This window comes from Hyunsoonleella sp. 2307UL5-6 (assembly GCF_047345485.1).
In the GTDB taxonomy this organism is placed as follows: domain Bacteria; phylum Bacteroidota; class Bacteroidia; order Flavobacteriales; family Flavobacteriaceae; genus Jejuia.
This window is the reverse complement of record NZ_JBLFEN010000003.1, coordinates 281645-296067: the sequence shown is the minus strand read 5'-3', so window position 1 is coordinate 296067 and position 14423 is coordinate 281645. Positions and strand designations below refer to the sequence as shown.

Here is a 14423-nt window from a genome sequence, read left to right as displayed (position 1 = left end):
ACTGTTGATTTGTTTATATGTTGATTAGTTTACGGTTTTGTTACAGCATTATTAAGATTTCTAGTCTTGTAAAACTCCTTGAGTAATATTTAACAGTATATTAGTTTCATTTGTCAGCTTAATATAATCCTCCACATCTGAATTAATTATTTTATTGAACTTATTCTTATTTGCAAAAACAAACTCACCATCTTCTAAAGCAACAAAAGCTTTTGAAATATCATAACCGTGTGCAACATCATTTCTAACTTTAATAAGTTTGCTCAAGTTTTTAGAAACTAATTCTTTAAAGGAATCGAACTCATAAATAGTTTCTTTTTGGAGTGAAACAGGTTTTTTCTTCAATTGTTCTTCCACTTTTAATTTATATCTGCCAGTTTTTAGCAATTCAGAATAAATTTGATACTTACCGCCAAAAGTCTTATTGAAGACGAAAAGTTCTAAAAACTTACTTCTAGTAATTTTATCTATTGATTTAGGAATGAAAAAATTATAGATAATCCTATTAAGTTGTTCCTCAATTAGTAAACTAGAAGATAGAATCTTTCCTCTTATTTCAAAATCATTTTTGTCGGACATTATCTTTAAATTAATTATTCTTTAATTGAAAATTAACTCTTCACCTTAACACTCCACTCAAAATTAAAGATAGATACTTCTACCCCATCGTCATTAATACCAACGGTTTTCATCCAAATGGTTTGCCCTTCTCCAGTTGCAATAGTTTTTCTTAAAGCCTCATCTATCAAATGCCCATCATTACATGTAAAAGTTATTCTGCCCGTTGCTTTTTTGGTAAAAGTTGCATTATTTGTGGTAACTAACATAGATATTTTTTTTCCAGTTTCTTGTATTTTACCAATCATTAATGCGCCAGATGAGAGTTCTGCCGCCATACCTTGTACTGCCCAAAACATAGATTTAAATGGATTTTGATTGATCCACCTATGTTTTACAGAGACTTCGCATTTTTTATCATCTAAATATTTTACACGTACACCACAAAAATAGGCAGATGGTAACTTAAACAGGCTAAACGTATTTAATTTACTAGGGGTTAATTTCATAAAAACATATAATTTTATGGTAAGTTATAAAATTTAAATATGTAAGAATACTATTTTTTTAAATAAATCCTGATAAAATAATTATAGAAGTAGGTTAAGAAAAGTAACGTAATATTACTTTTTTGTAGTTTTAAAACCATAGGTGTTTTGACTTACAAAATCCTTAGGAAACTCCTCGTCTCCTGGAAACCCCAATTTAATTTGCCCACCGTCTTCTGCAATATAATTCGTTCTAAATATATAATCCCATACACTTAAACTTATGCCAAAATTTACACCATATTTACCCGTTGGTAAATGATAAGCATGATGGTATAAATGCATTACTGGGTTATTAATAATGTATTTAAAAGGCCCCCAAGTAATTTTAATATTAGAGTGATTAAAATGACCTATAGTTATAGCAATAAAATGAACGATATAAGCATGTTCTGGCTCAAACCCAAACAACAGCATTACTGCAAAAGTTTTTAAGGGTTTATATAATATGTTTTCCATCCAATGGTATCTTAAATGCGCTGCAAACCCCATTTCTTTAACGCTATGATGTACTTTATGAAACTGCCAAAAGAATGGATATTTATGTAAAAGCGTATGTGTAAACCATTGCACAAAATCTAACAACACAAAAAACACTAAAAGTTGAACCCATGTTGGCCAACCCGAAGGGTTAAATAATGCAAGCGATTTGTTTGTTATTCCTAAATCTAAAAACCCAATTTGTAAAAGCTTATAAAACCCACTTATAGCTACAGAGAAAATAAAAAAATTAAAAAACATGTAAAAGCCATCTAGCCAAAAATCTTTTCTAAATATTGCTTGTTGCTTGCGCCAGGGAAATGCTATTTCTAAACACCAAATTAAGAGTGAAATGATAAGAAGTCCATAAAAATAATTGGTGTACCATAGCACATCGAAAAGAATTGATTTATACGTCCAATCTACAGTACCTAAAAAGGCATCTTTAAAACCATTTATATATTTTTCCATAATTACAAATTATCTAAAACGCGCAATTAGTAGGTAATGGTTGTTGCATTGATAGGTTATCAGCAAAGTTTTCAGCCAAAGTATCTTCTTTAAAACCTGTTGATACCGAACCTCTAAAAACGTTTATACCATAACCCGAAGTATTCATATGTGCTCTTATAATTACCATTTGAGATGCATCTATAGTAACTGTACCTCCAGATCTAACAAAAGGTTGTTCGTTTACGTGACTGTGCCCCAATATTCTTCTATAAATTAGTGTACTACCATCTTCGGATATTACTTCCCACCAGTTTGCATATTGATCGCATCCTGTATCAGGACTAGCAATACCTACGCTAAAAACATAAGCCCCAGCTGTTCCTGTAGATGTTACACTAACTATACTTGCTTTGGCGCTCTCATTACTTTCTAGTTCAGTTTCATTTTTGGTTGCAATACTATCATCAGCATCATTACAACTTGATAACATAAATAATAGGCTAAATACTACTGGTAATACATTCATAATTGTAATATATTTAAAGATGTAAAATTAAATACTCTAAGTTTTAAAAACAGTAACTTTAGTTACAAACGTTTTTAAGTTTTTGGTAATAGCTTAAGTTTTGGGCTAACACTTCAACTAAATTATTATGTTTAGTAGTTATTTATTTCTAATAATTACAACTGTATTTATACAATTATTATTAATAGCAATAACACCATATTTTTCTCTTCAAAAAACATTTAAATACTATTAAGATTATTACGAAAAATGTATAATTATGTAATGAATGTTACCCAATTTAGCAATATATATTTTTAAATTTGTGTTGAAAATATATAACCATATGGATACAGAAATTCTTGCCAGAATCCAGTTTGCTTTCACTATTGCATTTCACTACATATATCCGCCTTTAAGTATTGGTTTGGGGCTAATTATGGTATATATGGAAGGTATGTATCTTAAAACAGGAAACAAACATTATGAGATTTTAACGCGCTTTTGGTTAAAAATTTTCGCTATAACGTTTGGTATTGGTGTAGCTACTGGTATAATAATGGAGTTTGAATTTGGTACTAATTGGGCCGTATATTCCAGATACGTTGGTGATATTTTTGGAAGCGCACTAGCCGCAGAAGGTTTATTTGCTTTTGGATTAGAAAGTGCTTTTCTAGGAATTTTGTTGTTTGGCTGGAATAGAGTATCGCCTAAGGTTCATTTTATTTCAACTATTGGTGTGTTTCTAGGCTCGATGTTTTCAGCAGTTTGGATAGTTGTAGCCAACAGTTGGCAGCAAACACCTGCTGGTTATCATATAGTTGGTGAAGGTTTTAATGCGAGAGCAGAAGTTACCGATTTTTGGGCTATGGTTTTTAATCCATCCAGTGTAGATAGAATAATACATGTATGGCAAGGTGCTTTTTTAGCTGGTGCCTTTTTAGTATTAAGTGTGCACGCCTATTATCTTTTAAAAGGGCGTTATGTAGAAATATCTAAAAAAGCGTTTAAAATAGCTTTAGGTGTTGCTACAATAGTCTCACTAACACAATTACTATCGGGGCATAGTTCTGCAGATGGCGTTGCAGTTAACCAACCTGCTAAACTTGCTGCAATGGAAGGGCATTATGAAGCATCTGCACCAGCAGATTTGTATTTATTTGGTTGGGTAAATAACGACACCCAAGAGGTAACTGGTATTAAATTACCTGGTGGTTTATCTTTTTTAGTACATCAAGATTTTAGTACACCCATTACAGGATTAAACGCATTTGCTAAAGAAGACAGGCCTAGGCAGGTAAATGCTGTATTTCAATTTTATCATATTATGATTTTTATTGGTATGTTTTTAATTGGCCTTACGTTATATGCCTGTTTCTTATGGTGGCGTGGGGTTTTATTTGAAAAAAAATGGGTATTAAAAATTTTCGCATTCTCGGTGTTATTACCACAAATAGCAAATCAAGTAGGTTGGTTTACAGCCGAAATGGGCAGACAACCTTGGATAGTTTATGGACACTTAAGAACTAATGAAGGGTTCTCGCAAGAGGTATCTTCTAATCAAATACTATTTTCATTAATACTGTTTTTAGTGGTGTATACCATATTATTTCTTCTATTTATTTATTCGGTAAATAAAAAGATTAAGCATGGGCCTTACGATGAAGCTAAACATCCAGATGAATTTTTAAAATACGTTTAAACACATAACTATGAACACTTTTTTAGGGTTAGATTATCCAACGCTTTGGTATTTGGTAGTAGGCTTACTATTTTCAGGTTATGCTATTTTAGAAGGTTTTGATTACGGTGCAGGATCTTGGCACTTATTTTTTAGAAAAGATTTAAGTAGGCGTATTGCAATAAATGCCATAGGCCCTTTGTGGGATGCCAACCAAGTATGGCTAATTATTGGTGGTGGCGCATTGTTTGCTGGTTTTCCAGTAATGTATGCTACTATGCTATCTACCATGTATGTACCATTTATGTTATTTTTAATGTTATTGGTATTACGATCTTCTGCGATAAAATTTAGAAGTGCTGAAAATATGCTATGGTGGCGTAAAACTTGGGATATTATATATTTTGTATCAAATACATTAATTTCATTTTTATTAGGTGTGGTTTTAGCCAACTTACTTCAAGGGGTTGCATTAGGTGAAAATTACAGCTACAAAGGTGGTATGTTTTTTTCGTTTTTAAATCCTTATGCTATTATTGTTGGCGTAACTACCGTGTCTTTATTTATGACGCAAGGTGCTATTTTTTTATTACTAAAAACTGAAGGTAGGTTACATGCAAGATTAACTTTTTTGCTTAAAAAAAGTATGATTTTTTTTATTATGAGTTTTGCAGCTACGTCTTTATATACGCTGGTATTTTTACCAGGTGTTACAGATAAATTTAAAGAATATCCTGTATTTTTTATACTTCCGGTTTTTGCTTTTTTAGCAGTAGCTAACGTACCGCGGCTAGTATCTAAAAAAAAGTATGCTAGTGCTTTAATTTTTTCGTCATTAACCATGTCGTTTTTATTAATGTTGGTAGCTTTTCAATTATATCCTGTATTATTACCCTCTACAATTCATCCAGATTATAGTGTTACTATCTATAATGCAGCATCGTCTCAAAAATCTTTGGGTATCATGTTAACTATTGTTCTTATTGGCGCACCTCTCTTAGCTGGATATTTTCTGTTTCTGTACAAAACATTTCATGGTAAAGTAAAATTAGATGACACCAGTTATTAATTATACTCTATTATTTAATTTATAGAGAATTTAACATACACATTACACTTAAATACCAAAATAAAACACTATAATACAAATAGTTAACATAAATTCTCTATTTAATTTTAAATATATCATTGTGTTTTATTTGTACGCATATAAACATATATAAGTTTAAAATATAGCAGAGTACTTTAGAAGTATTCTCATATTTTAATCTTTTCTCTTTTGATTATAAAGAGCTTCAAACTATGTTAAAAAAATGTTAAATTTTAGTACTATGCGTAACAAAGTACCTTCTTTTAGACATATATTTGTATAAGAAACTATTATATGTTTTAATCAATCAACAAAAATCATGTTAGATAATCATCAAAAAAACATTGCCACATTTATTCACTTATCTACCTTTAGTAGGTTTGTTATTCCACTTGGAAATTTTATTGGGCCGCTATTATTATGGACGATTAACAAAGATAAATCCGACTTTATAGACCAACACGGTAAGCAAGCTTTAAACTTCCAGATTAGTATGTTATTGTATGCCATAATATTGGGTACACTTACAGTACCATTTTTTATTTTTAAAATTTTTAGCGGTTTAGATTTTATAGATTTTCATGGGTTACACGATTTTCATATTTCCATGGGTAAGCCATCTGCCCTACTTTATGTTGGTGGTGGTTTAGGTGTATTGGCTATACTCGCTTTTATTATAGAGTTAGCACTAATTGTTATTGCGAGTTTAAAAGCTAGAGATGGCCAATTTTACAACTATCCGTTTACTATTAATTTTTTAAAATGACAGCAATCTGAATTAATAGCCAATACCGCGTTAGGGATTGAACGGTATGTTGAAGCTCCCGACCTAAGGAGGAGCGACTAGTGAAAGCCCGACCCTTGTGGTAACGCCCTAATTAATATTATTTAAAATTTCATCAATAATCATCAATCAAATCAATCAAAAAATGAACAGTTTTACAACATTAAAGGAATGACACTATGAAGATAGAAAACACAAAAGCACAAATGCGTAAAGGCGTTTTAGAGTTTTGCATACTATCGGTATTAAAGGATAACGATGCCTATGTTGCGGAGATTTTAGGGACGCTAAAAGACGCAAAGTTGCTAGTAGTTGAGGGTACAATTTACCCTTTGCTAACGCGACTTAAAAATGCTGGACTTTTAAATTACAGATGGGAAGAAAGTACCTCTGGACCACCAAGAAAGTATTACGGTTTAACCGAAACCGGTAAATTATTTTTAAAAGAATTAGATACTACTTGGAACGAATTGCGTAACGCAGTAAACATTGTAACAAACCATACTGAAATACATTCAGCACAAGAAAAACACAAAGAAGATGAATAAAACAGTCAACATAAATTTAGCAGGTATATTTTTTCATATAGATGAGGATGCTTACCTTAAATTACAACGCTATCTTGAGGCTATAAAACGTTCATTTACAGATTCTCAAGGTAGATCTGAAATTATCGCTGATATAGAAGCGCGTATTGCCGAACTTTTTAACGAGCGCGTGCAAAACGATAAACAAGTAATACGTATTAAAGAGGTAGACGCTGTAATTGCCATTATGGGGCAGCCAGAGGATTACTTAGTAGATGATGAGATTTTTGAGGATGAACCACATCAATCTTACTCTAAATCTACACAATATGCACCTTCAAAAAGATTGTATAGAGATACTGATAGCTCTTATGTGGGTGGCGTTTCTGCAGGTTTAGCGCATTATTTTGGTGTAGATGTTATTTGGATTCGTTTAGCTTGGATACTTCTAGTAGCCGTAGCCGGTACGGGTGTTTTACTCTATATTTTACTATGGATTTTAGTGCCAGAAGCTAAAACTACTGCCGAAAAAATAATGATGACAGGAGCACCTGTTAACATTAGTAATATTGAAAAAAAAATTAAAGATGGTTTTGATACGGTAACTGAAACTGTTGGTGACGTTGCCAAAAATGTATCAGATTCCGTATCAAACGCTGCTAGAAATGTAGATGTAAAAAAAAGTGCTAACTCTATAAAATCGTCTTCAAGATCGTTTTTTGAAACACTGGGCGATGTTGTGATGTTTATTTTTAAAATCTTTGCTAAATTTATTGGAGCACTATTATTATTTGTAGGATCAGTAACTGTTATAGCTTTAATAGTTTCAGTATTTACAGTTGGAATTTCTGATGCTGTAAACATACCTGGTTTTGATATTATAAATGCCGCAAATGCTGCAAATACTCCTATTTGGTTGGTATCCTTACTTGTATTTTTCGCAATTGGGGTTCCTTTCTTTTTTCTAGCGTATTTAGGTTTAAAAATTTTAGTTAATAATCTTAAATCTATAGGTAACGTAGCTAAATTCTCTTTATTAGGTTTATGGTTTATTGCTGTAATTGGTTTAATAATAATGGGTGTAAAACAGGCTAGCGAACATGCTTTTGATGCTAATGTTGTTAAAAAAGAGCAGCTACTTATTACAGCAAATGATACGGTGTTTGTAAAAATGGTTGGTAATGATAATTATTACAGATCTAAACGTGGTTATTTATATAGAGATGCTAACAGCTTTAAAATTGTACCTGATGAGAATGACGAAAAGATAATTTATTCGTCTGATATTAGATTGATTGTAAGATCTACAAAAGATTCGCTAGCCTCTCTTAATATTGAAAAAATAGCTGAAGGCAGTAGTTATGGCGCTGCAAAAAAACGTGCTGAAAAGATAAATTATGGCTATACACTGATAGGTAACACACTTAATCTTGATGCGTTTTTAACCACAGGATTTGAAAATAAGTATAGAGATCAAGAAGTAGAGTTAATTTTATATTTACCAGAAGGCTCTACTTTATATGCCGATGATAACACATATTCATTTCATAGAAATACATCTAATTATGATGATATTTTAGATAACGGACAGGAAGAACAATATTTGAAAATTATGAAAGATGATACCAAGTGTATGGATTGTGAAGATGAAAATTTAACTGTAAACGTAGATACTGAAACTGTTACTATTGATGGAGATGGTATTGAAATTAAAGATAATAATGATCATGTAAAAATTAATGCTAGCGGTATAAAAATAGAATCGGACGATGTTAAAGTAAATATTAACAGTAGTGGTATTGATGTACAATCAGATAACTAACAATTCATCATCAAAAAACAACAGTTGAGAAATCAATTTTAAAAACACAGAACTATTACAACTATATTTGAATTAATAAACAACTAATCATCAATCATTTAAAACAAAAACCATGACAACACTAATCAGAATTATTGTAACCTCAATCTTAAGTTTACTTTTATGTTCCTGCAACTTAAATATAAATTGGAATACTGGTGTAAAAGGAAACGGTAATGTGGTATTGGAAACGCGAACTGTTAACGCCCCTTTTTCAAAAATTAAAGCAACAGAAGGCTTAAATGTTTACCTTACCCAAAGCAGTAATACTTCAATTACCGTAGAAGCTGATGAGAATTTACAAGCCCTTATTTTAACTGAAATTAAAGATGGTGTTTTAAAAATTCATTGTAAAGAGCAAATTGGTAAAGCGTCTTCAAAAAAAATAAATGTAAATTGTAAATCTCTTGATGCTATAACATCAACAAGTGGTTCTAGTATTCACTCTACGAATACAATTTCTTCAAACAAATTGCTACTAAAATCTAGTAGTGGCAGCAATATGCAGGTCAACGTAGATACTAATGAGTTATCATGCGACGCTTCTAGCGGTAGTAGTTTAAAAGTTTCTGGTAAAACCGTTAACTTAAATGCCGAAGCCAGTAGTGGTAGCACTATAAAAGGCGGAGATTTAGTAGCAGAATCGTCGGATGTGTCAGCATCTAGTGGTGCCAACTTAACTACAAACACGTCTAAAGCACTAATTGCTAATGCATCAAGTGGCGCAAGTGTAAATTACTATGGTAACCCAGAAATACTTGATACTGATAAAAGCTCTGGTGGAAGCGTAAGTAAGAGATAACCTGCGATACACTTTAAAATTTTAAGCACCTTAAACCTTAAATCGTTTGAGGTGTTTTTGTTTATATTTGTGTACATAAAAAGTGACCTACAACCACTTAACTGTGTCTAAATTAGTATAGTAACTACATAATTTTAAGTTGCAATTTTAACCCTCATTAAAATGAAAAAAACACATCTCGCATTATTTCTAGCCACTGTTTTTATAGGTATTACACAAGCCCAAAATCCTGATAAAATAAAAGGTAATAGATTGGTTTCTGTAGTAAATACAGAAATAAATTCGTTTCATACCATTGCCTTAGATGAAGATTTTGAAATCAATTTAATTTATAATAAAATACCATCTGTTGAAATTGAAACTGATGAAAACCTACATGAGTTTATAGAATTTATAGTAAAAGACAGTGTGCTGTATTTCAACAAACTAAAAAAAATAACATCTAAAAAACGATTAAATATAAAAGTTAAGTATGATGATATTCTACAACATATAGAAACTACTGATGATGCAGAAATAAACGGGTTAACACCGCTAACCTTGAATTACGGAACGCTAAAAACGAGTGGTTCTTCAAAAATAGGTTTAACAATACAAACAAATAATTTTAGTTTTGAAACCTCAGAGAAAGCTAAAGTAAAATTAAATGTAACGGCAGATACTTGTGTTGTAAGCATGAGAGGTACAGGTAAATTAGAAGCGCTTATAAATGCTCCCAAAGTGTACGCATCACTTTACGAAAGAACCAACGCCGTTATAGAAGGTAATTGTGATACTGCAGAAATAGAACTAGATAATAATGCACAATTTAATGGCAAAAACTTTACTATAAACGATTGCAAATTAACGTGTAATATTTCTAGTGATGCTTATTTAGAAGTTATCAAAAATATTAGTATAGATGCCACAGGATCTAGTTCAATCTATTTATATCAAAATCCTAAGATAGTAATCAATAGTATGACGAATACCTCTAAACTTCAAAAGAAAGAGAGATAAACAAACCTAAAATCACTCTTCTTCTTTCATCCAGAAAGGTGTAGCAACAAACCACAGAATAGTTCCTACCAACATTAACGTTTTCATATTAGCTTCCTCTATTGTACCTATAAATGAAAGTATACCTACTAGCAGTATCAAAACACCTATAGCCAAACCACTAATTAATTTTAGTATTTTCATAATTTAAGATTTTTTAAATTTCATAATAAGTACATATAACACACTAGAAGCAATCCAACAAGGTACTACTGCATAAGCAGGAAATAACCCTTTTGCAAAGATAAAGTATAAGCCAAGAGCTACTGGAATAGTCCAAGCTAATAAAACGGCTATGTTAAAACTAGAGCCTTTTTCATCTGCATAATCTTGAATAAAATTCATTTTTTTTGCGAGATAATGGTTCACAAAAATAACACCACCCATTGGGCCTAATATAGTACCATACAAGCCCACAAAATCAAGTAACTTACTTGATAGTGAAGGGAATATACCAGCAATTGTTGCCACAACACCTGCTAAAATAACACCAGAATATGCTTTTGACTTTGAAGAAAACAAACTTTGAAAAGCAAGACCCGCTCTGTAGATAGTTGGGTTAGCTGTTGTCCAACCTGCAATTATCACACAGATAATACCTGTCCAACCTACAACACTCCATGCTAAAGCACCAGGATTAGCTGAAATATCTCCTGTTAGTTTTATTTGAGCAGCTAGCATAAATGATGCACAAATCCATGCCATGTAGTGTCCTAAAAACATCCCAATAGCTGGTCCCCATCCTGCACGACTATCCTTAGCGAAACGCATAATACTCAAATCAGACATTCCAAAGTGCATAGCAGCATTACATAGCCATGCAAAAATTACAATTTTCCAAAAACCAAAATCCACCTTACCATTAATAGATTGCACTACACTTATGCCTTTATCCCAATCTGTTATTAAGCTTTTCCAAGAATCAACTTCCATTTGAGATAGAGCAGATATACCACAAACAGCAAAAACAACAATCATCCATGGTGCTGCGATATTAGCAAATTTAGATACCATGTTATAACCAGCAGCAGCTACAATGGTCATTACTATACCTACAATAACTACTATTACCGAAAAAGCGCCACTACTTAAACCAAATATACTTTCTGGAACAGAAAAACTTACTCCAAATGGTATCCCGACAGCACTAGCAGAAACAGTGATCATAGCTCCTGCTAAAAAGCAAAAAAGCACGCCATTTACTACATTATATACCTTTACTAAATGTTTTCCTGCAATTTTTTCTAATTGATAATATAAGGTAAGTTTATTTGATACTGCTATTGGAGCCACAATATACCTCCAAGTAAGTAAAGCCAAAATGTTTCCTATAAACAACCCTAGTATTAAATCTTTTAAACTAGCTCCTGCTGCTAAAAATAATGGGCCAATCATAAATTCTGTACCAGCAGCGTGTTCACCTGCATACATTCCTAAAAATGATTTCCATCCTTTTAGTCTGGACGCGGGTACAGGGGTTCTTTCAAACTCACCAGCTGCTAATTCTTCAATATCACCTTCAATAACTTGTTGACTCATAATTATATTTAGTTTGGTTAGTAATTGTTTTAATCAATATATTTTTATTTGAAGTGAAAACGAAAATAGGTTGTCCGTTAGGTTTTCGCATCCTGTACTGTACTGTTTAAGTAGTGAAGACAACAAAAGATAACATCATTATTAAATAACTATTAGCTAAATAATATATAATAAAGCTATTCAAAATAGTTTGCTACATCTTAATTAATAATAACTTTTATAATATAAAAATCTGTTAAACAATTAATTATATTATTAGTAACCAACGATTTGATTATTACAATAAGAGAGAATATTTTCCTGAATTTATTAAAGCTAATAGTTATATTTTAATGCGAGATAGAGATTTTGTACTTAATTGGCTCATAAAAAAAGTAAACATTGAATACTATTTTACAATTCTTGGTTACAAATAATATTCTTAATGGTTTTATTGATTAAAATATTGATATACAAATCCTAATATTGTATATTCTGCTCAATAAAGTATCTAAATACCACAAATTAATATAACATATTAAAAATGAAAAAGCTAGCTTACTGCATATTTACTTTTATTTTACTAACCAGTTTTCAACAAAAGCTAGATATTGAAAAGACACTTGAAGATATTAATAACACTTTCAAAAACGTGGAAGTGAATCTTTTACAGTGGCCTGAAGAAATACAACCGAAATTAGGAAAGTTAAAAAAGACGGCTTTTATAGCTTTCCCAAAAAAGAAAACAGAAGGAAAATTACCGCTTCTTATAACACTTCACGGCGGCGGCGGAAAAGCTTGGAGTATTGAAGAGCAACTTAAACGTTCTGCTAAAGTAAAAGGACTCTCACTTGCTGAGTTAGCTGGTAAAGATTTAATTCTGTTAGAACCTAATTCTTTTGAAAAATGGGATCCAAAAACACTAAATATTATGTTAGATTATATGCTTGAAACATATCCACAAATAGACCACAAACGCATTTATGTTATGGGACACAGCATGGGAGGAAGAGGCTCTTGGGATTGGATACAACAATCTTCTGAACGTTTCGCAGCAGCAGCTCCAGGTGGGTTTAGTGGTGTTTCAGAAAATGATAATTTTACCAAACTAGCTAATTTTCCCGTATACGGAATGGTAGGTGGTGAGGATGGTAAAAATGTAGCATCTGTAAAAAAAATGATCACACTATTAAAAGCAGCTGGCAATAAAAACGTAGAGTTTGTAGCTTTTCCTGGTGCTAATCATCCACAAGGCAATAAAAAACTATTTAGCCATGTAGAATGTGTAGATTGGATGCTTAATTTTTCTTCTGAAAACTAGATTTATGTCTCAAAAATATCGAACAAAAAAACTCAGCCATAATTTAATTTTGCTGAGTTTTTTTCTACTAATTTAATATTACGGATTTAATTCCTTGAAGAAAGTTTATTTAATTAAATGTTCAGGGAAATCTGTTGTTTTTTCACAACATAATTGTTCCATAACTTGTTGTAATTCTGTTTTTAATAAAGAAATTGTATGATTTCCTCCCTTATTACCTAGCGCTGATACACCATACATAAATGAACGTCCCATAAACGTAAATTTAGCACCACTTGCCATAGCTCTAGCAACGTCAGGACCTGAACGGACGCCACTATCCATCATAACTTCTATTTGGTCACCATATTTTTCTGCTAACGTAGCTAACGGTTTAATTGTAGATTGACCAGCATCCAACTGACGTCCTCCATGATTTGAAACAATAATACCATCTAATCCCAATCTAATAGCCTGTTCTGCATCATATTCTGAAGCTACACCTTTAAGAACTAACTTACCTTTCCACATGTCGCGAATAGGCTTAATTTTTTCTTCATTTAACCTTCCAGAAAATGTTTGATCCATAAACTTACCCAATTGTTTTAGATCTAAGTTTTTTGGCATATAAGGTAATAGATTAGCAAAATTTGGTATACCATGTTTTAATGTTTGTAAGCTCCAATGTGGCCTACCAAAAGCTTGTAAAATATTACTTAAATTCATCTTAGGCGGCATAGCTAAACCATTTCTGATATCTCTTGGTCTAAATCCAAAACTTGGTACATCACATAAAATAACTAAAACTGGACATTCAGCAGCAGCAGCTCTATTAATAATATCGTCACGCAAACTATCCTCAGTAGGATGGTATAACTGAAACCACGCTTTACCTTCGGTTAATTCTGCAGCACGTTCTATGCTAGTTGTAGTTACTGTACTTAGTATAAATGGAATATTATGCTCAAAAGCTGCCTTAGCTAAAATCTCAGGTGAATTGGGCCACATTAAACCTTGTAAACCAACGGGAGCAATACCGAATGGTGCGTCATAAGTTATACCAAACAACTCTGTTTTTAAGGATGAGCCATGATGCTGCCTTAAGTAATTTGGTTTAAGTTGCACCTCTCGTAACTCTGATGTATTTCTAATTAAATTAACGTCTTCATTACATCCGCCATCTAAATATTCGAAAGCAAATTTTGGTATTTTTTTTTGAGCTTTTGCTCTTAAATCATCAACTGATGGGTATCGTGTATCGAAACTTATTGCCATATT

At 31.9% G+C, this 14423-nt stretch carries 15 protein-coding genes; 8 read left to right on the top strand and 7 right to left on the bottom strand.

Features of this window, described 5'->3' with window-relative positions; genetic code table 11:
- Positions 1–60: 60 nt before the first annotated feature.
- The 4 genes from ACKGJY_RS07270 to ACKGJY_RS07255 form a co-directional block, all read right to left on the bottom strand.
- Complete coding sequence (locus ACKGJY_RS07270; RefSeq protein ID WP_413973209.1) at positions 61–579, bottom strand: hypothetical protein; 519 nt, start codon at positions 577–579, stop codon at positions 61–63.
- 32 nt (positions 580–611) lie between these two features.
- Positions 612–1067, bottom strand: coding sequence for a DUF4442 domain-containing protein (locus tag ACKGJY_RS07265; RefSeq protein WP_413973208.1), 456 nt, complete (start codon positions 1065–1067; stop codon positions 612–614).
- Between the two features lie 114 nt (positions 1068–1181).
- Positions 1182–2057 (bottom strand): sterol desaturase family protein, encoded by an 876-nt coding sequence (locus tag ACKGJY_RS07260; RefSeq protein ID WP_413973207.1) that lies wholly within the window; start codon positions 2055–2057, stop codon positions 1182–1184.
- A gap of 13 nt (positions 2058–2070) precedes the next feature.
- Complete coding sequence (locus ACKGJY_RS07255) at positions 2071–2565, bottom strand: hypothetical protein (protein WP_413973206.1); 495 nt, start codon at positions 2563–2565, stop codon at positions 2071–2073.
- A gap of 325 nt (positions 2566–2890) precedes the next feature.
- Here ACKGJY_RS07255 and ACKGJY_RS07250 point away from each other — a divergent pair, with 325 nt between their 5' ends.
- The 7 genes from ACKGJY_RS07250 to ACKGJY_RS07220 all read left to right on the top strand — a co-directional run bounded on the left by ACKGJY_RS07250 (position 2891) and on the right by ACKGJY_RS07220 (position 10288).
- On the top strand, positions 2891–4246 hold the full coding sequence (locus ACKGJY_RS07250; RefSeq protein WP_413973205.1) for a cytochrome ubiquinol oxidase subunit I: 1356 nt from the start codon (positions 2891–2893) through the stop codon (positions 4244–4246).
- Between the two features lie 10 nt (positions 4247–4256).
- The gene (cydB, locus tag ACKGJY_RS07245; protein WP_413973204.1) at positions 4257–5294 is read left to right on the top strand and encodes a cytochrome d ubiquinol oxidase subunit II; all 1038 of its coding nucleotides are present in this window, start codon (positions 4257–4259) and stop codon (positions 5292–5294) included.
- Positions 5295–5634: 340 nt separating this feature from the next.
- Positions 5635–6081 (top strand): DUF4870 domain-containing protein, encoded by a 447-nt coding sequence (locus tag ACKGJY_RS07240; protein ID WP_413973203.1) that lies wholly within the window; start codon positions 5635–5637, stop codon positions 6079–6081.
- Positions 6082–6278: 197 nt separating this feature from the next.
- A complete protein-coding gene (locus tag ACKGJY_RS07235) occupies positions 6279–6647 on the top strand; it encodes a PadR family transcriptional regulator (protein WP_413973202.1) in 369 nt (122 codons plus the stop codon).
- Positions 6640–8448, top strand: a complete 1809-nt coding sequence (locus ACKGJY_RS07230) for a PspC domain-containing protein (RefSeq protein ID WP_413973201.1) — start codon at positions 6640–6642, stop codon at positions 8446–8448. Before ACKGJY_RS07235 ends, ACKGJY_RS07230 begins: the two co-directional genes overlap by 8 nt.
- 112 nt (positions 8449–8560) lie before the next feature.
- Positions 8561–9289 (top strand): head GIN domain-containing protein, encoded by a 729-nt coding sequence (locus ACKGJY_RS07225; protein WP_413973200.1) that lies wholly within the window; start codon positions 8561–8563, stop codon positions 9287–9289.
- 162 nt (positions 9290–9451) lie between these two features.
- Complete coding sequence (locus ACKGJY_RS07220) at positions 9452–10288, top strand: GIN domain-containing protein (protein WP_413973199.1); 837 nt, start codon at positions 9452–9454, stop codon at positions 10286–10288.
- A gap of 12 nt (positions 10289–10300) precedes the next feature.
- Here the strand turns inward: ACKGJY_RS07220 and ACKGJY_RS07215 are convergent, their stop codons facing one another.
- Together ACKGJY_RS07215 and ACKGJY_RS07210 are read right to left on the bottom strand one after the other, a co-directional pair.
- Complete coding sequence (locus ACKGJY_RS07215) at positions 10301–10471, bottom strand: hypothetical protein (RefSeq protein ID WP_413973198.1); 171 nt, start codon at positions 10469–10471, stop codon at positions 10301–10303.
- A gap of 3 nt (positions 10472–10474) precedes the next feature.
- On the bottom strand, positions 10475–11866 hold the full coding sequence (locus ACKGJY_RS07210; RefSeq protein ID WP_413973197.1) for a purine-cytosine permease family protein: 1392 nt from the start codon (positions 11864–11866) through the stop codon (positions 10475–10477).
- 523 nt (positions 11867–12389) lie between these two features.
- On the opposite strand from ACKGJY_RS07210, the gene ACKGJY_RS07205 reads away from it, so the two are divergent.
- Positions 12390–13166, top strand: a complete 777-nt coding sequence (locus tag ACKGJY_RS07205; protein WP_413973196.1) for a dienelactone hydrolase family protein — start codon at positions 12390–12392, stop codon at positions 13164–13166.
- A 105-nt stretch (positions 13167–13271) separates the two neighbouring features.
- On the opposite strand, the gene ACKGJY_RS07200 is transcribed toward ACKGJY_RS07205, so the two are convergent.
- Positions 13272–14420: an alpha-hydroxy-acid oxidizing protein gene (locus ACKGJY_RS07200; protein WP_413973195.1), complete on the bottom strand. Its 1149-nt coding sequence runs from the start codon at positions 14418–14420 to the stop codon at positions 13272–13274.
- Positions 14421–14423 lie beyond the last annotated feature (3 nt).

Excerpts from the sequence above, each read along its gene's own strand:
- ACKGJY_RS07270 (WP_413973209.1), bottom strand. The coding sequence starts at position 579 with ATGTCCGACAAAAATGATTTTGAAATAAGAGGAAAGATTCTATCTTCT.
- ACKGJY_RS07265 (WP_413973208.1), bottom strand. The coding sequence starts at position 1,067 with ATGAAATTAACCCCTAGTAAATTAAATACGTTTAGCCTGTTTAAGTTA.
- ACKGJY_RS07260 (WP_413973207.1), bottom strand. The coding sequence starts at position 2,057 with ATGGAAAAATATATAAATGGTTTTAAAGATGCCTTTTTAGGTACTGTA.
- ACKGJY_RS07255 (WP_413973206.1), bottom strand. The coding sequence starts at position 2,565 with ATGAATGTATTACCAGTAGTATTTAGCCTATTATTTATGTTATCAAGT.
- ACKGJY_RS07250 (WP_413973205.1), top strand. The coding sequence starts at position 2,891 with ATGGATACAGAAATTCTTGCCAGAATCCAGTTTGCTTTCACTATTGCA.
- cydB (WP_413973204.1), top strand. The coding sequence starts at position 4,257 with ATGAACACTTTTTTAGGGTTAGATTATCCAACGCTTTGGTATTTGGTA.
- ACKGJY_RS07240 (WP_413973203.1), top strand. The coding sequence starts at position 5,635 with ATGTTAGATAATCATCAAAAAAACATTGCCACATTTATTCACTTATCT.
- ACKGJY_RS07235 (WP_413973202.1), top strand. The coding sequence starts at position 6,279 with ATGAAGATAGAAAACACAAAAGCACAAATGCGTAAAGGCGTTTTAGAG.
- ACKGJY_RS07230 (WP_413973201.1), top strand. The coding sequence starts at position 6,640 with ATGAATAAAACAGTCAACATAAATTTAGCAGGTATATTTTTTCATATA.
- ACKGJY_RS07225 (WP_413973200.1), top strand. The coding sequence starts at position 8,561 with ATGACAACACTAATCAGAATTATTGTAACCTCAATCTTAAGTTTACTT.
- ACKGJY_RS07220 (WP_413973199.1), top strand. The coding sequence starts at position 9,452 with ATGAAAAAAACACATCTCGCATTATTTCTAGCCACTGTTTTTATAGGT.
- ACKGJY_RS07215 (WP_413973198.1), bottom strand. The coding sequence starts at position 10,471 with ATGAAAATACTAAAATTAATTAGTGGTTTGGCTATAGGTGTTTTGATA.
- ACKGJY_RS07210 (WP_413973197.1), bottom strand. The coding sequence starts at position 11,866 with ATGAGTCAACAAGTTATTGAAGGTGATATTGAAGAATTAGCAGCTGGT.
- ACKGJY_RS07205 (WP_413973196.1), top strand. The coding sequence starts at position 12,390 with ATGAAAAAGCTAGCTTACTGCATATTTACTTTTATTTTACTAACCAGT.
- ACKGJY_RS07200 (WP_413973195.1), bottom strand. The coding sequence starts at position 14,420 with ATGGCAATAAGTTTCGATACACGATACCCATCAGTTGATGATTTAAGA.